The organism is Actinomycetes bacterium, assembly GCA_024222295.1.
Lineage (GTDB): Bacteria > Actinomycetota > Acidimicrobiia > Acidimicrobiales > Microtrichaceae > JAAEPF01.
Genome location: JAAEPF010000023.1, coordinates 236,432 through 254,675 on the forward strand (window position 1 = coordinate 236,432; position 18,244 = coordinate 254,675).

Consider the following 18,244-nt stretch of genomic DNA (forward strand, 5'->3'; position numbering starts at 1 on the left):
ACTGGGCATCTGCGGCGCCGTCGGCCGGATCCGGGCCTTGTCGAGTGGAGTCGCGTGGTTACCCGGCGGTAGCTTGCCGCCCATGCAGGAGATCCTCGACGCCATCAACGCCGGTGCGACCGGTGACGACATCGCCAACATCGAGCTGCCCGAGGCCTACCGGGCCGCGCACGTGCTGCGCTCCGAACAGGAGATGTGGGAGGGATACGAGTCCGCCGACAAGGACCCCCGCAAGAGCCTCCATGTGGGCGAGGTGCCGATGCCGGAGTTGGCACCCGACGAGGTCGTGATCGCCAACATGGCGAGCTCGATCAACTTCAACACCGTGTGGACCTCGATCTTCGAGCCGCTTCCAACCTTCGGTTTCCTCGATCGCCTCGGCCGCGAGTCGATCTGGGGAGCACGCCACGCCCAGGACTTCCACGTGGTCGGCTCCGATTCCGCAGGCGTGGTGCTGCGCTGCGGCTCGGCAGTGCGCAACTGGTCCCCCGGCGACCGGGTCACCGTGCACTGCAACCATGTCGACGACCAGGACCCATCGGCCCACAACGACTCGATGCTCGCCGCCAACCAGCGGATCTGGGGATTCGAGACCAACTACGGCGGCCTCGCCGACCTGTCGATCGTGAAGGCCAACCAGCTGATGCCCAAGCCCAGCCACCTGAGCTGGGAGGAGTCGGCGGTCAACGCGCTGTGCGCCTCCACCTCGTACCGCATGCTCGTGGGTGACCACGCGGCGCGCATGAAGCAGGGCGACAACGTGTTCGTGTGGGGTGCCACCGGCGGCATCGGCGCCTACGCCATCCAGCTCGTGCTCAACGGCGGCGGCAATCCGATCGGCGTCGTGTCGAGCGAGAAGCGCGCCGAGCTGCTGCGGGCGATGGGCTGTGAGAACGTGATCGACCGCCGTGCCGAGGGCTACCAGTTCTGGTCCGATGAGCACACCCAGGACGAGGGCGAATGGCGCCGCCTCGGCAAGAAGGTTCGCGAGCTCACCGGAGAGGATCCGGACATCGTGTTCGAGCACCCGGGTCGCTCCACCATGGGCGCCTCGGTGTTCATCGCGAAGAAGGGCGGCAAGATCGTCACTTGCGCGGCGACCTCCGGCTACATGATCGAGTACGACAACCGCCACCTCTGGATGAAGCTCAAGAGCATCATCAGTTCGCACTTCGCGAACTACCAGGAGGCGTGGGAGATGAACCGCCTCATCGACCAAGGCGCGATCCAGCCTGTGATGAGCGACGTGTTCGACCTCGAGCACGTGGGCGACGCCACCTTGGCGATGCACCGCAACGAGGCCGAGGGCAAGCTCGGCGTGCTCTGTCTCGCCCCCGAGGAGGGCCAGGGCATCTCCGATCCCGAAAAGCGCGAGCGCATCGGGGAGGACAAGATCACCCTGTTCCGCCGCATGGCCTGAGTACCGCCCAGCGCCGTCGGGCCGCCGCTTGTGCTCAACACCGGCGTGCCGTTGAGCCGGAAACCGCCGAGTAGGCCAAGATCGCAGCGTGCTCTGGGTGATCGACGGCAACAACGTGATGGGTGCCGGCGCGGATGGCTGGTGGAATGACCCGCCGGCGGCCGCCACCCGACTCGCCCAGCAGGTGGCCCAATGGTGCCGCGCCCACGACGACAGCGTGATCCTCACCTTCGACGGCAAGCCCGTGGACTCGGTCGAGGTACTGGCCGGTGGCAACCTCGAGGTGCGTTTCGCCCCTCGCCGCAAGCCTGACGCCGCCGACGATCTGATCGTCGAGATCGTCGAGGACGTCTACGCCTCGGAGCCCGAGATCCATGTCGTCACCAGCGACAAGGGCCTGCTCGCCCGGCTGCCACCAGGTGTGGACACCAGCGCGGCCGGCTGGTTCCGCCGAGGCCCGCTGGGCCTGGCCCGCTGAGCCCGAATTCGAGCCGAGGTCAACGGTGCGGGCAGAATCATGGCCATGATTCTCACCGAGATCGACCATGTGGCAATCGCAGTCAACGACCTCGACGCTGCGGTGGACTTCTACGCAGAGGCGTTCGGCGCCGAGGTCGCCCACCGCGAGGTCGTGGAGAGCGACGGCGTGGAAGAGGCGCTGGTGAAGGTCGCCGACAGCTACATCCAGCTGACCACCGGCACCCGCGAGGACTCGCCGATCACCAAGTTTCTGGAGCGCAAGGGCGAGGGCATGCACCACATCGGCTACCGCGTGGACGACTGCGCCGCCGCGCTCGCGGCGATGGTCGCCGCCGGCGCAACTCCCCTCGACAAGGAGCCCCGCCCCGGCAGTCGTGGCACGACCGTCGCGTTCGTGCATCCGAAGGGTGCTTTCGGCACCTTGATCGAACTCGTCCAGGAATGACAGCGCAGCGCCGGGCGGGGCGCACCGCTGACCGCTTGCGGATGTGACGCAGGTCAACTCGATTAGGCGCGTATAGATCTCAAGCAGCGATGCACTTGCGTCGTTGATCGGTACAGGCACCACAGATCGTGGAGCCGTACGGATTGGCAAGGACAGCAGCGTGCTTCGACCCCTGGCCGTGTTGGCGGCCTGCTCACTGTCATTGACTTCATGTCTGGTCGGCGATCCCGTGCCAGGGAGTTTCGGACCTCGGCTATCCGGACCACCGTCGCTCACCGACGTGGCCTATGGCCCGCACGAGGGGTGTACCGACCGGATCGTCGACGTCGAGTGCGGCGGATCGCAACTGCTGGACATCTATCCGGCTACAGCTGGGGGTAGCCGGGGAACCATCGTGTGGGTGCACGGTGGTGGCCTGTTCCACGGTGACAAGAGTGTGTTCCACAGTGCTGGTCCAGTGCTGGCGCAACTCGAGCGCGGCTGGTCGGTCGTCTCGGTGAACTACCGGCTGCTGCGCCCGAAGGATCTGCCACCGCCGGCTCCCACGACCACGACCACGACGACCACGACTGAGCCGACGACGACCACGACTGAGCCGACCACGACCACGACTGAGCCGACCACGACCACGACTGAGCCAGCCACGACCACGTCCGCGGCTGTTTCCACCACCACCGAAGCGGACTCGGACAGTGCGGCGAAGAAGTTCCGCATTCGTCGCGGTGGTCCCGATCCGGGCCAGACTCCGACGTCGGAGCTGGGTCTCGACAACATGTACCCGGCCGCCGTCGAAGACGTCACTGCAGCAATGCGCTGGGTGTCTGACAACGGCGAGTCATACGGCGTCGACACCTCCCGAATCGTGCTTGCCGGGCATTCCGCAGGTGGCATGCTCGCCGCAATGATCGGCCTCGGCTGGAACTCCGGCGAGCCGTTGCTCGAGTCGGCTGGTCGCCCGGACGCCTGGGTGACGATGGCAGCTCCAATGGACCTCGCGGCGTTGGATGTGGCCGTGATGATGAACGCCTGGCTCGGCCCGAATGCCCCCGAACTGGTCAGCCGTCTTGCACCGCTCGGGCTGATCGACCCCTCCGATCCACCCGGCTACCTGGCGCACGGCGACATGGACAACGTGGTGTTCCCGTACCACGCGGTCGCGACCGAGTTCGTGTTCGGTGCTGTCGGACTGGCGACCAAGGTCAGGGTCGATGTGGTCGACCGCGACGCGTTCGGCCAGCCCCTGTCTGCCACGGCGCGATGGCACCTGCCGGGCGACGGGGTGGGGTCCGGGGCGTTCGACCTCTTCATGGATGAGGTACCGGCCTTCATGGATGAGGTACCGGCCGCCTGACCGGGCGGGGTGATACCGCCCTGGGGCTTTCTCACGTTGCCTTCTGGCGCCCGACGCGCTGTCATTGATGTATGGGGGCCTTGGCCACAACGGCTGCTGCACGGGTCAAGCGTCGACCCAGGAGAGTGGACTCGCTCGATGGCATGCGGGCGCTCGCCGTCGCAGCAGTCGTCGTCTACCACATCGACTCGAGCCTGCTTCCGGGCGGGTTCCTTGGTGTGGACGTCTTCTTCGTCCTTTCCGGCTACCTGATCACCACCCTCCTGGTCGCCGAACACCGCCGTAGCGGGGCCATCGCCCTGCGGAGTTTCTGGAAGCGCCGCGCACGTCGGCTCTGGGCCGCGGCGTGGGTGGTTCTCGGTCTGATCGCACTGGCCGGCCTCTGGAACCTCTGGGGCGCCGACCGCCAGGCAGAGCTGCCCGGCGAGATCTTCGCCGCGGTTGCACACATCGAGAACTACTGGCTTCTCGCCCAAGGGGGCTACCTCGAGCAGTTCGTAGCACCGTCGCCCGTGAGGCACTTCTGGTCGCTGGCGGTGGAGGAGCAGTTCTACCTCGTATGGCCGCTCGTGATGATCGGTGGCTTGCGGGCGGTCAGCCGCCACGGTCGCCAGGCCATGTGGAGCCTGTTGGTCGTGCTGGGTGCTGCAAGCATCACGGTCGGGTTGCTGGTGAGCCCGGAGCGGGCATATCTCGGCACCGTCCCGAGGTCGATCGCGCTGATCGTCGGCGCGCTACTCGCCTGGTGGTGGTCCTCCACTCCGCTGGCCGCGCCGCAGAACCGGGCGCTGCGACGCACTGTGGCCGTGTGGGCAGCCGCGGGCACCGCGGTGTTGCTCGTCGGCCTCTTCGTGCTGCATCCGCACGACGCCGTGATGGCGAGGGGCGGATTCCTGACCGTCGCGGTTGCAGCCGCGGGCATCACGGGGCTCGCGGTGATCCCGGGCAGGGTTTCGGCCCTGCTCTCGGTGGCTCCGCTGGTGTGGCTCGGCCGCCGTTCCTACGGCGTCTACCTGCTGCACTGGCCCCTCATCGTTGCGATGGGTCCCGGTCGTGCCACCTGGGTGGTGGCTCTCCTGGTCATTCCCACGACGTTGCTTGGCGCCGCAGCGCTTCACGCCCTCGTGGAGCAGCCGCTGATCCTGCGCCGTTGGCGACCGGTCGCCCAGCTGTCCGGCACCTGCGTGCTTGCCGTGCTGATCATCGGTTCGCTCTGGGCGGCGGCCCCGCGCCAGACCCCCACCCAGGAGGTTGCCGAGGGGCTGGGCGAGCTCGCCGACCCGGTTCCGGCGGCTGCGATCTCGAACAAGGCAACGCCTGAGGACCCACCGGCGGACCCCACGCCCGAGCAGCCGCCGGGCACGACCACCACGACAACGATCTGCATTCCGACCGCCGTGCTTGGTGCGGTGACACCGGAGGCGGCGGCCACACACGGCTTCGACCCGAACACCGTCAACGACATCGCCGACCCAACAGCCGACGGGTGCGATGACCAGATCGATGTGTTGGTGGTGGGGGACTCCACCGGCCGCGGATTCTCAAACGGTCTCGCCGCCCTGGGCGACCCCGGCCTGCGCATCTGGGACCGCACCAACCTCGGCTGCTCGCTCGGCGACGAGGACTGCCCGGACTGGCGCAACGAGTGGAACGCCAACGTGCAGATGCTGCGGCCGGACGTGGTTGTCGCCTACTTCAATCCCGTGATGGACCTGAAGGGCGTGGACGACGAGGCGTTCCTGTCACCAGAAGGTGAGGCACAGCGCGAGGCGGTGCTGAACGAGGCGGCGGACGTGCTGACCGCCACCGGCGCGGCGGTCGTCTTCATCGCGCCGCCCACGCCACGCCCACCCAACGGCCTGTTCTTCTGCGACGGCCGCAAGCGCGGCACACAGTGCGACCCCACCGTTGTTGCGGCGTGGGCCGATTCGGTCCGCAAGGTGGCCGAGCCGCGCAACGCCACGGTTATGAACGTGCCCGGATTCCTCGCGGACATCGGCGACGACTCCACCACCCGCCCCGATGGGATGCACTTCTCGGCCCCGGCGCTGCGCGAACTGGGAGCGTGGACCCGACCCGCGCTGTCGCTGGCGATCCTCAACCAGCGCCCGTAGCGGCCCGCTCGTACGTGAGGTTCCCGCCGTGGGGTGTGCCGCTGCAGTCGCCCTGCGCCAACCGCTTGTCGACGACGAGCGAACTGCCAAGTGTCGGACCGGCCGCGCTACTCAGCGGCCTCTGCAGCAGCAGCGAGCGACTCCAGCGTCGCTCGCATGGTGTCGCGATTGTGCGATGCGCGGTCCCTGACTCCGGTACCGATGACCCCCGCGGCGGCGAACCAGCGCGACCGACGGTCGGTCCATGTCTCGGTCACACGGCACCGGTGATCGATCGGCTCGATCTCGAAGCGCCAGTTTGCGGCCCGGATGCCCATGAAGGTCACGTCGAACGCAAAGACCCTGGGGGCGTCCATCTCCGTGATCGTTGCCGTGGTGCTCCACCGGTGGATGCCGTTGCGGTTGGTGCCCGAGAATCTGGCCCCCACCGCGGGTCCCCCTGCTCCGTCCTTCCAGCGTCCACCGGTGGCCTCTGGTGACCACTCACCCATGCGCGGGAGATCGCTGACCAGGGCGAAAATGGTGGCAGGCTGTGCCGCCATCTCAGCGGAAACACTCACTGTCACGAACGTCATGATAGGCCGCAACCTGGCGTCGAACTGGCTTGTTGCCGGGCCGGATTCCGGAGCCGTGCATCTGCCCCCGCTCTGCGAGCGAATACCTGAGACATGAAGACATTCGGACGCATTGCTCAAGTGCTGGCTGCCCTCGGCATCCTCAACGTGTGGATCGTCAGGTTCAACCGCGAGACCGAGTTCCGGGGCGGTTCTGCGAAGAACCTTCCCGAGGAGTTCGAGGTCTACGGCCTGCCGAAGTGGATGGTCTACGCCACCGGAGTAACCAAGATCTCGCTCGCGCTCACATTGCTGGCGGGGCTGCGGGTCCGGGGTGTCACGAGACCGGCCGCCACCATGCTGGCCCTGCTCATGTCAGGTGCGATGTCGATGCACGCAGTAGCGGGCGACACCCCCAAGAAGTACGTACCCGCTGCCACGATCTTCACCCTCTCGACCGTTGCAGCTATCGCAGCTTCCGACGAGGGTTCCGACGACGCCGAGCAGTGCGGCTGACCGCTCCCCCCGTGTCCAGCTCACCGGCAACTGCTGCCAGCGACCCTTCCCCTGTGCGTCAGACCTGACCGTGGCCCGACGCGACCTACCCACTGTTTGGGTGCTTGGCGACCAACTCGATCGCCGCCGCGGAGCTCTAGGCGGGTTCGGCGCCGGCGAGTGTCGGGTGCTGCTCGTAGAAAGCCGGGCCCAGCTGGGCCGGAGGAGGTGGCATCGCCAGCGGCTCCACGTCGTCCTGTCCGCAATGGCCCATTTCGCTGCAGAGCTCCGACGCGAGGGATTCGAGGTCGATGAGCGCAATGCCGAGACACTTGCAGCGGGCCTGCAGGCCCATGTGGAGCAGTTCTGTCCGGAACGGGTTGTCGCCTCCGAGCCGATGAGCTGGGCGACCGTTGACTTGTTCGACCGGCTTGGTGTCGAGATCGTGGCGAGCGGAAGGTTCCTGTGCAGCCACCAGGAGTTCGCTGCGTGGGCGGAAGGCCGAAAGCAGCTCCGGATGGAGGACTTCTACCGTTGGCAGCGCTCGAGGCTCGATGTCTTGGTCGACCACACGCCCGAAGGGCTCGCGCCGGTCGGCGGCAAGTGGAACCACGACGCCGACAACAGGGAGCGGCCGCCCACCGACGGACGTGGGTGGCCGATGGCCAAGACCTTCGAGCTCGACGAGATAGATCGGGAGGTACTTGCCCGAATGCCCGACAACACCTTCGGGTCCGATCCATCAGGCCTGTGGCCGGTAACGCGCGAGCAGGCGCTCGTGCGCCTGGCCAACTTCGTTGATGCCGGCCTTGCGGGGTTCGGCCCGCATGAGGACGCCATGCTGGCCGGCGAATGGAAGCTGGCTCATTCGACCCTGTCCTCCTCAATGAACCTTGGGCTTCTCCACCCCTCCGAGGTGGTGGCCGTCGTCCTCGCAGCCCACGAGGACGGTGATCTGCCGATCAACTCGGTCGAGGGTTTCGTGCGACAGGTCATCGGATGGAGAGAGTTCGTCTGGGGTATCTACTGGCTCTGGATGCCGGGCTACGGAGACAGCAACGAACTCCGGGCTGATCGGCCCTTACCCGCCGCGTTCACCGGCGATTCGGGCACGGAGATGCGGTGCGTGAACGAAGTGCTCGGTCATGTCGAACAACGGGCATACGCACACCACATCGAGCGCCTGATGGTGCTGGGAAACCTTGCGCTAACCGCTGGGGTCGACCCCCGGGCGATGACCGAATGGATGACAGGGGCTTTCATCGACGGGGCTGAGTGGGTGATGCTCCCCAACGTGATCGGAATGGCGCTGTTCGCCGATGGCGGAAGGATGGCCACGAAGCCCTACGCGTCCGGTGGGGCGTATATCCAACGGATGAGCGACTTCTGCCGCGATTGCCGATTCGACCCCCGCAAGCGTACGGGTCCCGATGCTTGTCCGTACACCTCGCTCTATTGGGACTTCCTCGCCCGAAATCGCAAGGAGTTGGCCGGCAACCACCGGATGAGTCGTCAGCTGGCAGCGATGGGGAAGCTCTCGGACCTCGAGGCCGTGCGCGACCGCGCGGCCGAAGTGGTCATCCGGCTCGGAGCCGGAACGCTGTAGCGGAGGCTTGGCACCGGAACCTCAGAGCGCCACTGGTACTACTGGTCGACATCGGCTCGGTGGGTCGAGGCTGCCAGGGCTTGTTCGTGGCAGGATCCTGCAATGGAGGTACACCTCGTCGACGGCACCTATGAGCTGTTCCGGAACTTCTATTCACCGCGCGGCGGTCACACCAACGCCGCCGGTGAAGAGGTCGGTGCGGTGCGAGGCGTGTTGCGGGGCACCGTGGCCATGCTCGATGACGGAATCACCCACATCGGAGTGGCCACCGACCATGTGATCGAGTCGTTTCGCAACGACCTGTGGGAGGGCTACAAGGACGGCTCTGGCATCGATCCGGACCTGTGGGCCCAGTTCCCGTGGCTCGAGGACTCCCTCGAGGCGTTGGGTGTGACGGTGTGGCCGATGGTTGACGTGGAGGCCGACGATGCGCTCGCCGCTGCCGCGAAGGTGGCGGACGAGGACGAGCGGGTCCAACGAGTCGTGATCGCCACGCCCGACAAGGACCTGGCCCAGTGCGTCGTCGGTGACCGTGTCGTGCAGTACGACCGCCGCGCCCAGCAGTACCGCGACGCCGAGGCGGTGGTCGAGAAGTACGGCGTGCCGCCCGAGTCGATTCCCGACTGGCTCGGCCTCGTGGGTGACTCGGCCGACGGCTTCCCCGGCCTGCCCGGGTGGGGGGCCAAGAGCGCCGCGAAAGTGCTCACGCGCTACGGCCACATAGACCAGATCCCACACGCCCCGGGCCAGTGGGACGTTCCCGGGGTGCGTGGCGCCGCGAAGCTCGCAGCCACGCTGGCCGACGAATACGAGAACGCGCTCCTGTTCCGTCGCCTCGCTGTACTCGAGACCGACGTCGATGTAGGCACCGTCGACGAGTGGGAATGGACCGGCCCCACCGACGATCTCGCCCAGTGGTGCGACCGTCTCGACGCCCCTGATGTGCTGCGCAAGGTCGAGCGCCTCGGAGCCGGTTGACGGCCGGTCTGACTCACGCCGCTGCGGCGGCCTCGTGGTCAGGAACTGGCGGCCAGGGTGTCGACGTCGCTCTGCTTGCCCGGCGGTTCTGCCGGCCGCCGCAGCCGCCTGTAGATCGCACGGATGAAGCCCGTGACCCCGTCGGGATAGAGCACGGCCATGACTATGAGCAACAGGCCGGAGATGGCGAACTGGTACTCCGATGGGTTGCCGACGTCCTGGCCCATGGCGATCGCGAGCAGGCCCACTGGAGCGAACAACCCGGCGGTGAGCGACCCCGACATGGCGGCGATGCCGGCCAGGTAGGTGAGCGCCACCAGTGACAGCGAACTGAACACGCCGAAACTCTCGGCGGACAGCGTGAGCCGCTGGTAGGCGAGGAGGCAGCCCCCGAGGCCGGCGAGCATTGCCGAGAGTGCGAACCCCGACAGCTTGGCGCCGCGCACGTTGACTCCGGCGGCGGCCGCGGCCTGTTCGTTGGCCCGCACCGCCAGCCACGAAAGTCCCGTGGATCCGCGTCGCAGGTTGGCTATCGCTATGGCGCAGACCGCGAGCACGCCCACACACAGCAGGCCGAACGCGACCCGCGGGTAGGCGTCGCCTGCCGCCTTGATCGTGAAGTCGATCGGGCCCACCTTGGGCTCGGGGATCTCCGTGCGGCCGATGTCGCCGACGAACCAGTCCCACTTGAATAGGAGCTCCTGGATCGCCACCGCAGCGCCGAGGGTCACGATCGCGAGGTTGAGGCCGCGCACCTTCACCGCCGGCAGTCCGACAAGCACACCGAGCAGGCCGGTCACCACCACAGCGGCCAGCGGTGCGAGCGGGAACGGGAGCCCGCCGCTCTCGAAACGCACCATTGCGAACGCCGCGAACCCGGCGAACGCATATGGCGCGAAGGAGATCTGGCCCACGAAGCCGGTGACCACCACGACCGACAGGGCCAGCAGCGCGAAGATGCTGGATGTGATGAGTGCGAACCGCCAGCTCGATGATCCGAACTCGAGCAGGAGCACCGCACCGACCACGAGCACACCGGCGATGAGCAGCGGGCGCTTCGGTTCGGGCGCGTCGGGGTAGCGGCCTTCGCGCAGCGCTCCGCGTGTGGGCAGGCTCTCACCCCGCACGGCCATGACCACGAGGATGATCAGGAACGGCAGGCCCTGCTGCAGCCCGACGTCGGGCAGCCAGTCCACGTCACTCTGGAGGTTGAGCAACCACGACTGCGCCATACCGATGCCGACTGCTGCCGCGGCGGTGATCGGATACGACTTGAACCCGGCGATCAGCGCTGCGGCAAGCGCGGGCACGATCAGCAGGCCGTTGTTGAGCGGGTCGAGAGCCACGATCTGGGCCGAGAAGATCATCGCCAGGCCGGCCAGTGACGTGGCGACCATCCAGTTGATCGCAGCGATGCGCTCGGGATTGAGTCCGGCCAGCAGCGCACCCTTTTCGTTTTCGGACGCCGCAGTAGTGATCAACCCGAAGCGCGTGTAGCGACTGATCGCCCACAGCACGAGCGCGAGCACCACCACCATCGCGCCGAGGAGCAGGCGGTCCTGGCCGACGAGCTTGCCGAACACGAGCACGCCCGAGCGCGGCAGGACGGGTCGCACCAGGGGCAGCTGCTGCCACTCGAGGCCGATCACGGCCCAGAAGTACAGGAACAGGCCCACCGACGCGACCACTCTCGCCAGGCCAGGAGCGTGTCGGAGCGGCCTGAAGACCAACGTGTGGATCAGCAGCCCGATCAGCGCTCCGTAGACCACGAACACGATCAGTGCAGCGGCGACCGTGGGCCGCGGGAACAGCGGTATTCGGTGAGGGATGGCGAACAGGGGCAGCACCAGGTCGCCGGACTCGCGGAACTCGAAGAACGCAAAGGCGATGAACGTGCCGGTTGCGGCGTGCGCGAAGTTGACGACCCCGGAGGACCGGTAGGTCATCACCACGCCCAACGCGAGCGCGGCAACGACCGCGCCCCCGCCGAGGCCGAGGATCAGGTATGCGATCTGGGTGGTGATGTCGACAGTCCCTCGAGGTTCGATCGCGCCGGATCAGGCGTTGATCGTGTCCTCGAGTATCGTCGGCACGTCGATCCACCCGTCGGACGCTTCGACCAGCACGTTGGATGAGGTGAGCTCGGCGAGCACCTGCTGTGGTGCGCACATGGCCGGGAAGCCCGGGATCTGCTCCACCGAGCACGTGTACGGATGGCCGTCGAAGCTCGGCACGTCGGTCGACTCGCGGAACGCTTCCATGATCTCATCCGGTGCGGCGTCCGGGCCCAGATCGCTGAGTACCGCCCACAGGTTCATCGCACCACGGAACGCCACCGTCGCCGCCGACTCGGCTGTGGTGTCGGGGGCGTACTGGCCCATGACCTGGCTGTAGAGCTCGGTGTCCACGACCGGGGAGTCGGCCTGGTTGAGGCGGTTCTCGATGTTGAACCGGGTGCCGGCCACGTTCTCCGAGCCGACCTGGTCGATGACCCGTTGGTCGGCGCAACTGCCGACCATGTACACCTGGGCCTCGGTGCCGAGGTCGCTGAGAGCCTGCATGATCGGGGCACACGAGAGGTCTGCGGCCGACACGAGGATGGCATCGGGGTTGGCGTCAACCGCCTTTTGCACCGGAGCGGTGTAGTCCTGGCTGACGAGCGGATACTCGACCTCGGTGACCTCGGCTCCAAGGGCCTCGGACACGCCGACGCCATAGTCGACCGCAGCGGACTTGACCGACGGGAAGTCGCCGTAGATGACTGCGACCTTCTCTGCACCATCGACGGTCACGGCCTGGTGGGCCATCGCGGTGAATGCGCCGGGGCTACCACCCGAGAACTGGAACGAGATCGGGCTGCTCATCTCCTCTGCGTTGACGGGGATGCCACCGATCCAGGGGATGTCGTTCTCGGCGAGCACGGACAGTGCGGCGCCGGTGGAGAGGCCGATACCGCCGAGCACGGCGACCACGCCTGCTTCGACCATCTTGCGTGCACAGCCCGCAGCTTCCTCGGGTGACATCGCATTGCCGAGCGGACAAGCCACGACCTCGACGGGGTGGCCGTCGATTCCGCCGAGCTCCTTGTTGACGAACTCGACCCAGCCGTCGACCGCTCCGTGCAGTTCGGGCATGGCGGCCACCGGTGCTGAATCGACGTTGATGAAGCCGACCTTCACCGGCTCGAGCGACTCGTCTGCAGCAGCAGCGGTGGGGACCGGGCCATCGAACCACTCGGCGCCCTCGAACTTGGAGATCACGGTGACGCCGTCGCCCTCGCCGGGCACGAACTCTCCTTCGACCGGCGTCGAGGACGTGGTGGAGGTGTCCGAACTGGTCTCCGCTTCACTGCATGCTGCCGCCAGCAAGGAGGCTGCGGCGAAGATCGCCACGGCAGTGAGCAGTGTCTTCCCGCGCCCGTTGCGGTGTTGCAGCATCGATTCCCCCTGTGATGAACCGTTGGCACCGATTGACGGCGCCGGGACGCCATCTTTGCACTTAACGCCGTAAAGGGGCCAGTGGAGCGCGTGGGCGAGGTCGAGGATCCTCAGGTGCGGGCTCACCCGGTGCCGAACAGCTCGAGGAACTCCGCTGGAACGGGTGAATCGAGCTGGTCCATCGTGCACGTCGCCGGCTCGCGGTCCGGGCGCCAGGCCACGAAGCGGGCGGGGTGGCGGAATCTGCCGTTGGACATGTTCTCGCAGGTCACCTCGACCACGCGCTCCGGCCTGAGCGGGATCCATGGCGCGCTGTTCTTCCCACCGGACCACCTGTTGGGGGCACCGGGCACCCGCGTGCCGGCCTGCGCCGCTTCGGCTGCACCTTCGGGCGGTCCCCACGGATGGTTGATCGTCGCGCCTTCGGTCAGCGGCGCCAGTTCCCCTTCGAGCGCCTTGCGCCGCGCCGCGGAGAACGCACTGCACACGCCCACATGGTGCAGCCGCTGTGTGCCGTCGGGGCCCGGCCCGAACAGGCCCAGCTTGATTGACCCCACGCCACCGTTGCGGTGCTCTGCGTACCCGGCGACGACACACTCGACGCTGCGGTGGTGTTTCACCTTCACCTGAGCGCGTTTGTCCTCCTGGTACGTGCCGTCCAGGCGTTTGGCCATTACGCCGTCGAAGCCGCCGCCGTCGAAACGCTCGAACCAGTCCCGTGCGAGGTCCGCGTCCCGCGTGGCGGGGGTCAGGTGCAGCGGGGCGGCGACGTGTTCCAACAGCGACTCGAGGGTCGTTCTGCGGTTATCCAGCGGCAATGGCCGCAGGTCGAGGTCATCGAGGGCCAGGATGTCGAACACCACCAGCTCGGCGGGGGTCTCCGCTGCGAGGCGCTGCACGCGCGACTCCGCTGGGTGGATCCGCTGGCTGAGCAGGTCGAAGTCGAGGCTTGTCGCTGCGGGCACCACGAGCTCGGCATCGAGCACACAGCGATCGGGCACCTGTTCGCGCAGGGGATCCAACAGCTCGGGGAAGTAGCGCGTGAACGACTTCGTGTTGCGCGATGTGAGCTCGACTTCCTCACCGTCGCGGAACACGAGGCATCGGAACCCGTCCCACTTGGGCTCGTAGAGGAAGTCGCCCCCGGGCACCTCGGTGGCAGCCTTGGCCAGCATCGGCTTCACCGGAGGCATCACGGGCAGTTCCATCAGCGCGCCGATCGGTCCGCATCGGAGCGCACTGCCGCCAGCAACTGCCCGACCACCGTGGCGTCCTCGCCGACGACCAGGAGTTCGCGCACAACCGGGCGGCACAGGCCCTGCTCAACGGCCTGGTCGAGGAACCGGAGCAGGGGGTCGTAGTAGCTGGACACGTTCACCAGTGCCATCGGCTTCGGGTGCAGGCCCAGGTAGCCCCAGGTGAGGACCTCGAAGAACTCCTCCATGGTGCCGATCCCGCCCGGAAGCGTGCAGAACGCGTCGGCCTCCGCGTACATCTGCTGCTTGCGCGCCGGCATGTCGGCCACGACCCGCAACTCTGTCGAGTCGAAGTGGGCGATCTCCTTGTCGCGGAGCTGTTCGGTGATCACGCCGATCACATGGCTGCCGCCTTCGAGGGCGGCGTCGGCCACCAGGCCCATCAAACCGATGCTTCCGCCGCCGAACACGAGGTCTGCCCCGCCGTCGGCGATGGCAGCACCGACCTGCGTGGCAACGCTGGCGTAAGCGGGATCCTCGCCCCGGTGAGAGGCGCAGTACACGGCGATGCGCGGGCGCCCGCCCGCCTGAGTGTCGGTCACCTGCGCAGGGTAGGTGAGGCTGCGGGCGAACCCCAGTGCCTTTGGGCAGGAGGGGGGACCACAGGTAGTTTCGGTGCCCATGGAACACCCCATCCGCGAACGCGTGGAAGACCTCGCGAACCGCGTCGAGCAAGCCATGACCCCTGGATCGGAGCGTTCGATCCAGCGCCAGCACGAGCGCGGCAAGATGCTCGCCCGCGAGCGGATCGAGTACCTGCTCGACGACGGGTCGTTCCACGAACTCGACATGCTGGCCCGCACCCGCTCGGGCGACGCACTTCCCGAACAGCCCTACGGCGACGGTGTGATCACGGGCTGGGGCACCATCGATGGCCGCAAGGTGTTCGTGTTCTCCCAGGACTTCACCGTGTTCGGCGGGGCCCTCGGTGAGGTGTTCGCGGAGAAGATCCACAAGCTGATGGACCTCGGCCTCAAGGTCGGAGCCCCGGTCATCGGTCTCAACGACGGCGCCGGTGCCCGCATCCAGGAAGGCGTGGTCTCGCTCGCGTCCTACGGAGGCATCTTCTACCGCAACGTGAAGGCGTCGGGTGTCACGCCGCAGATCTCGGTGATCATGGGCCCATGCGCCGGCGGCGCCGTGTACAGCCCGGTGATGACCGACTTCATCTTCATGGTCGATGAGACCTCCTACATGTTCATCACCGGCCCGGACGTGGTGAAGCAGGTGACCGGTGAAGAGGTCAGCCAGCAGGACCTGGGTGGCGCGCGCGTCCACACCGGCACCTCCGGTGTGGCCCAGTTCATCAGCTCCAACGACGAGAGCTGCCTCGACGACGTCAAGTACCTGCTTTCGTTCCTGCCGTCGAACAACCTCGAGGAAGCGCCCATCGAGCCCACTGCGGACCCGATCGACCGCCGGTGCGAGGAGATCTACGACCTGATCCCCGATTCGCCCAACCAGCCCTACGACATGCGCGAGATCATCAAGGCTGTTGCCGATGACGGCGACTTCTTCGAGTACGCCCCCAACTGGGCCGGTTCGATCACGTGTGGCTTCATCCGCCTCAATGGCCAGAGCATCGGCGTGGTCGGCAACCAGCCCGCCATGTACGCCGGAGTGCTTGACATCGAGTCGTCCGCCAAGGGCGCCCGCTTCGTTCGTACGTGCGACTCATTCAACATCCCACTGGTCACCTTCGTGGACGTGCCGGGGTTCCTGCCCGGCGTCGACCAGGAACACGGCGGCATCATCCGCCACGGCGCCAAGCTGCTCTACGCCTACTGCGAGGCCACGGTGCCCCGCATCTCGGTGATCACGCGCAAGGCATACGGCGGCGCCTACGTGGTCATGGACTCCAAGTCGATCGGCTCCGACCTCGCCTACGCGTTCCCTTCCGCCGAGTTGGCCGTGATGGGCGCCCAGGGCGCAGTCGAGATCGTGCACCGACGCGCGCTCCAGGATGCCGAGGACCCCGAGGCGCTGCGCGCCGAGTTCGTCGAGGAGTACGAAGAGGAGCACCTCAACCCGTGGGAGGCCACCAACCGTGGCTACATCGATGCGGTGATCGACCCCGCCGAGCTGCGCCACAAGCTGGTGGCCGGCATGGATCTGTTGCGCACGAAGCGCGAGGAACTCCCCAACCGCAAGCACGGGAACATCCCGCTGTGAGCGACAGCTCCGACCGGCCGGCCATGGGTGTTTCGCCGGAGCCGACCGCCGAGGAGGCCGCGGCCATCACCGCCGCCGTCACGGTGGCGATGTCAGGTGGAGCAGCGGAGTCCGAAGAGCCACGCGTTCCGCGTTGGAGGTTCTCCGGTCGCTGGTGGTCCGCTCCGGTCGCCAGCCGCAGGGCCCGTCCCTGAGTACCCGGGCTGTCGGGGGTCGGCCGCTCCGCGCGCACCCATAGGCTGAGGTTGTGACACAGCGGGGCGAACTCCTCACCTTTGCCGACGACGAGGTCATCGTCTGGCGCGGAGCCGATCAAACCCGCGCGGTCGACCTGCCGCCCGACAGCGAGGTGGTCGTCGACGGTGTCGAGGCCGTCACGCTTCCCCGCCGCGGGGAACTGTTGTCCCGCATCGCCACCGTGAACGACGTCCACTTCGGCGAGACCGTTGCGGGCCACATCGATGGGGCGGACGAGTTCGAGACGTTCGGCGTGCCCGAAGGTGCGGAGCCCTACCCCGAGGTGATGAGCCGGGGTGCCGTGCACGACATCTCGCAGTGGGACCCCGACCTCGTGGTTGCCAAGGGCGACCTCACGTCCAACGGCACCATGGAGGAGTACGAGCGCTTCAGCGAGGTGTGGGACGGTGCGTTCGGTGACCGGCTCATGACCGTGCGCGGAAACCATGAGAGCTACAACCACCTCGCCGTGGACGACACGCCCTGTCGTGAGCGCAAGCTTCCCGGAGTGACGGTTGCCCTGCTCGACACTTCCCGCAACGGACACGCCAACGGGACGCTCACAACGCACCAACTCGAGTGGCTTGATGAACTCGGGTCGCGCACGGACCGCCCGGTGCTCGTGTTCGGCCACCATCCGGTGTGGGACGCCGCCCACGACGAGCGCAGCGAGCACACCTTCGGGCTGTTGCCGGACGCCACCGAAGGGCTCATGGAGGTGTGCGCCCGGCGCCCGCAGCTGCGCGGGTACTTCGCGGGACACACCCACCGCAACAAGGTGGTGCGGGTGCCGGAACTGCCTGAAGTCCCCTTCGCCGAAGTGGCCTGCGTGAAGGACTACCCGGGGTCATGGGCCGAGTACAGGGTGTTTGAGGGAGGCATCCTGCAGGTGCACAGACGCATCTCGACGCCAGATGCCTTGGCGTGGACCGAGACGACCCGGCAGATGTACGCGGGCACCTACCCCTCCTATGCGCGGGGAAGGCGCGCGGACCGGTGCTTCGAGGTGTGTCGCATCTGACTGCCGCGGCAGTCCTCGCGTGCAGCGCGCCTGCGTAGGATCGCCGGCATGGAACAGTCATCGATGCGGGTCCGCGAGGCATTCGGAGAGGCGGCTGGGTTCCTGGTGTCTGCTGTCGACAGCGTGCCGCCGGACCGATGGGCCGGCCCCGGGGTGGGCGAATGGACCATCGCCGAGCTGGCGGTGCACGCCTCCCGCGCCGCCTCAACCCTCGTCACCTATGTCGACGGCGAAACGGACCTGTCCATCGAGTCAGCCGCTGACTACTACGCGGCAGCGCTCAAGATGCCCGATATCAGCAGCCGGGTAGCGGCGAGGGCACGGGAGCAGGCCGCTGCGATCGACGTCTCGATCCCCGACTACGTGAAGGCTGCCGTGGCCGAGGCCGAACTGGTTCTGTGCCGCACCCCTGCCAACGCCATCGTCGCCACACCTGTCGGCGGCATGCGCCTGATCGACTACCTGCCGACCCGGATCGTCGAGATGGTCGTGCACGGGATCGACCTCTCCGACGCAGTTGATGTGGAGCCCGGGGTGCCCGCCACGGCCATGGCCGTGACGCTCGAGACACTTGCCGACCTCGCGGTTGTTCGCCCCGAGGGGATCGACCCCGCTTCGATAGTCCGGGCCCTCACGGGTAGGGGCCGACTTCCGGAGTCCGCCAACCTGCTCGGCTGA

At 67.2% G+C, this 18,244-nt stretch carries 17 protein-coding genes; 12 read left to right on the plus strand and 5 right to left on the minus strand.

What is annotated here, in order from left to right:
• Positions 1-82 precede the first annotated feature (82 nt).
• The 5 genes from ccrA (at position 83) to GY812_06965 (ending at position 5,810) form a co-directional block, all read left to right on the plus strand.
• Entirely contained in the window at positions 83-1,420 is a 1,338-nt protein-coding gene (gene ccrA, locus GY812_06945; GenBank protein MCP4435220.1) for a crotonyl-CoA carboxylase/reductase, read from the plus strand.
• Positions 1,421-1,508: 88 nt separating this feature from the next.
• Positions 1,509-1,898, plus strand: a complete 390-nt coding sequence (locus tag GY812_06950; GenBank protein ID MCP4435221.1) for an NYN domain-containing protein — start codon at positions 1,509-1,511, stop codon at positions 1,896-1,898.
• 48 nt (positions 1,899-1,946) lie between these two features.
• A complete protein-coding gene (mce, locus tag GY812_06955) occupies positions 1,947-2,345 on the plus strand; it encodes a methylmalonyl-CoA epimerase (GenBank protein MCP4435222.1) in 399 nt (132 codons plus the stop codon).
• A gap of 280 nt (positions 2,346-2,625) precedes the next feature.
• Positions 2,626-3,696 (plus strand): alpha/beta hydrolase fold domain-containing protein, encoded by a 1,071-nt coding sequence (locus GY812_06960; GenBank protein MCP4435223.1) that lies wholly within the window; start codon positions 2,626-2,628, stop codon positions 3,694-3,696.
• 125 nt (positions 3,697-3,821) lie between these two features.
• Entirely contained in the window at positions 3,822-5,810 is a 1,989-nt protein-coding gene (locus GY812_06965) for an acyltransferase (protein ID MCP4435224.1), read from the plus strand.
• A 107-nt stretch (positions 5,811-5,917) separates the two neighbouring features.
• Here GY812_06965 and GY812_06970 read toward each other — a convergent pair whose 3' ends face one another.
• The gene (locus tag GY812_06970; protein ID MCP4435225.1) at positions 5,918-6,385 is read right to left on the minus strand and encodes an SRPBCC family protein; all 468 of its coding nucleotides are present in this window, start codon (positions 6,383-6,385) and stop codon (positions 5,918-5,920) included.
• Positions 6,386-6,478: 93 nt separating this feature from the next.
• Here GY812_06970 and GY812_06975 point away from each other — a divergent pair, with 93 nt between their 5' ends.
• The 3 genes from GY812_06975 to GY812_06985 all read left to right on the plus strand — a co-directional run bounded on the left by GY812_06975 (position 6,479) and on the right by GY812_06985 (position 9,443).
• Positions 6,479-6,880 carry a DoxX family protein gene (locus GY812_06975; GenBank protein ID MCP4435226.1) on the plus strand — a complete coding sequence of 134 codons (402 nt, stop codon included), beginning with the start codon at positions 6,479-6,481 and terminating at the stop codon, positions 6,878-6,880.
• Between the two features lie 70 nt (positions 6,881-6,950).
• The gene (locus tag GY812_06980) at positions 6,951-8,465 is read left to right on the plus strand and encodes a cryptochrome/photolyase family protein (protein MCP4435227.1); all 1,515 of its coding nucleotides are present in this window, start codon (positions 6,951-6,953) and stop codon (positions 8,463-8,465) included.
• A gap of 102 nt (positions 8,466-8,567) precedes the next feature.
• Positions 8,568-9,443: a flap endonuclease gene (locus GY812_06985; GenBank protein MCP4435228.1), complete on the plus strand. Its 876-nt coding sequence runs from the start codon at positions 8,568-8,570 to the stop codon at positions 9,441-9,443.
• Positions 9,444-9,481: 38 nt separating this feature from the next.
• Here the strand turns inward: GY812_06985 and GY812_06990 are convergent, their stop codons facing one another.
• From GY812_06990 to GY812_07005, 4 genes are all read right to left on the minus strand, one after another.
• Complete coding sequence (locus tag GY812_06990; GenBank protein MCP4435229.1) at positions 9,482-11,401, minus strand: ABC transporter permease; 1,920 nt, start codon at positions 11,399-11,401, stop codon at positions 9,482-9,484.
• 99 nt (positions 11,402-11,500) lie between these two features.
• Positions 11,501-12,880, minus strand: coding sequence for an ABC transporter substrate-binding protein (locus tag GY812_06995; GenBank protein MCP4435230.1), 1,380 nt, complete (start codon positions 12,878-12,880; stop codon positions 11,501-11,503).
• A 122-nt stretch (positions 12,881-13,002) separates the two neighbouring features.
• On the minus strand, positions 13,003-14,088 hold the full coding sequence (locus GY812_07000; protein ID MCP4435231.1) for an ATP-dependent DNA ligase: 1,086 nt from the start codon (positions 14,086-14,088) through the stop codon (positions 13,003-13,005).
• Positions 14,088-14,759, minus strand: a complete 672-nt coding sequence (locus GY812_07005) for a TIGR00730 family Rossman fold protein (protein MCP4435232.1) — start codon at positions 14,757-14,759, stop codon at positions 14,088-14,090. Before GY812_07005 ends, GY812_07000 begins: the two co-directional genes overlap by 1 nt.
• Between GY812_07005 and GY812_07010 the strand changes: the two genes are divergently transcribed.
• Genes GY812_07010 through GY812_07025 form a run of 4 tightly spaced genes read left to right on the plus strand, consistent with a single transcriptional unit; the run spans position 14,758 to position 18,244 of the window.
• Positions 14,758-16,308: an acyl-CoA carboxylase subunit beta gene (locus GY812_07010; protein ID MCP4435233.1), complete on the plus strand. Its 1,551-nt coding sequence runs from the start codon at positions 14,758-14,760 to the stop codon at positions 16,306-16,308. The two genes, GY812_07005 and GY812_07010, sit on opposite strands and share 2 nt — an antisense overlap.
• Positions 16,305-16,502 (plus strand): hypothetical protein, encoded by a 198-nt coding sequence (locus GY812_07015; protein ID MCP4435234.1) that lies wholly within the window; start codon positions 16,305-16,307, stop codon positions 16,500-16,502. Before GY812_07010 ends, GY812_07015 begins: the two co-directional genes overlap by 4 nt.
• Before the next feature lie 53 nt (positions 16,503-16,555).
• Positions 16,556-17,566 carry a hypothetical protein gene (locus GY812_07020; GenBank protein MCP4435235.1) on the plus strand — a complete coding sequence of 337 codons (1,011 nt, stop codon included), beginning with the start codon at positions 16,556-16,558 and terminating at the stop codon, positions 17,564-17,566.
• 48 nt (positions 17,567-17,614) lie between these two features.
• Complete coding sequence (locus tag GY812_07025; protein ID MCP4435236.1) at positions 17,615-18,244, plus strand: hypothetical protein; 630 nt, start codon at positions 17,615-17,617, stop codon at positions 18,242-18,244.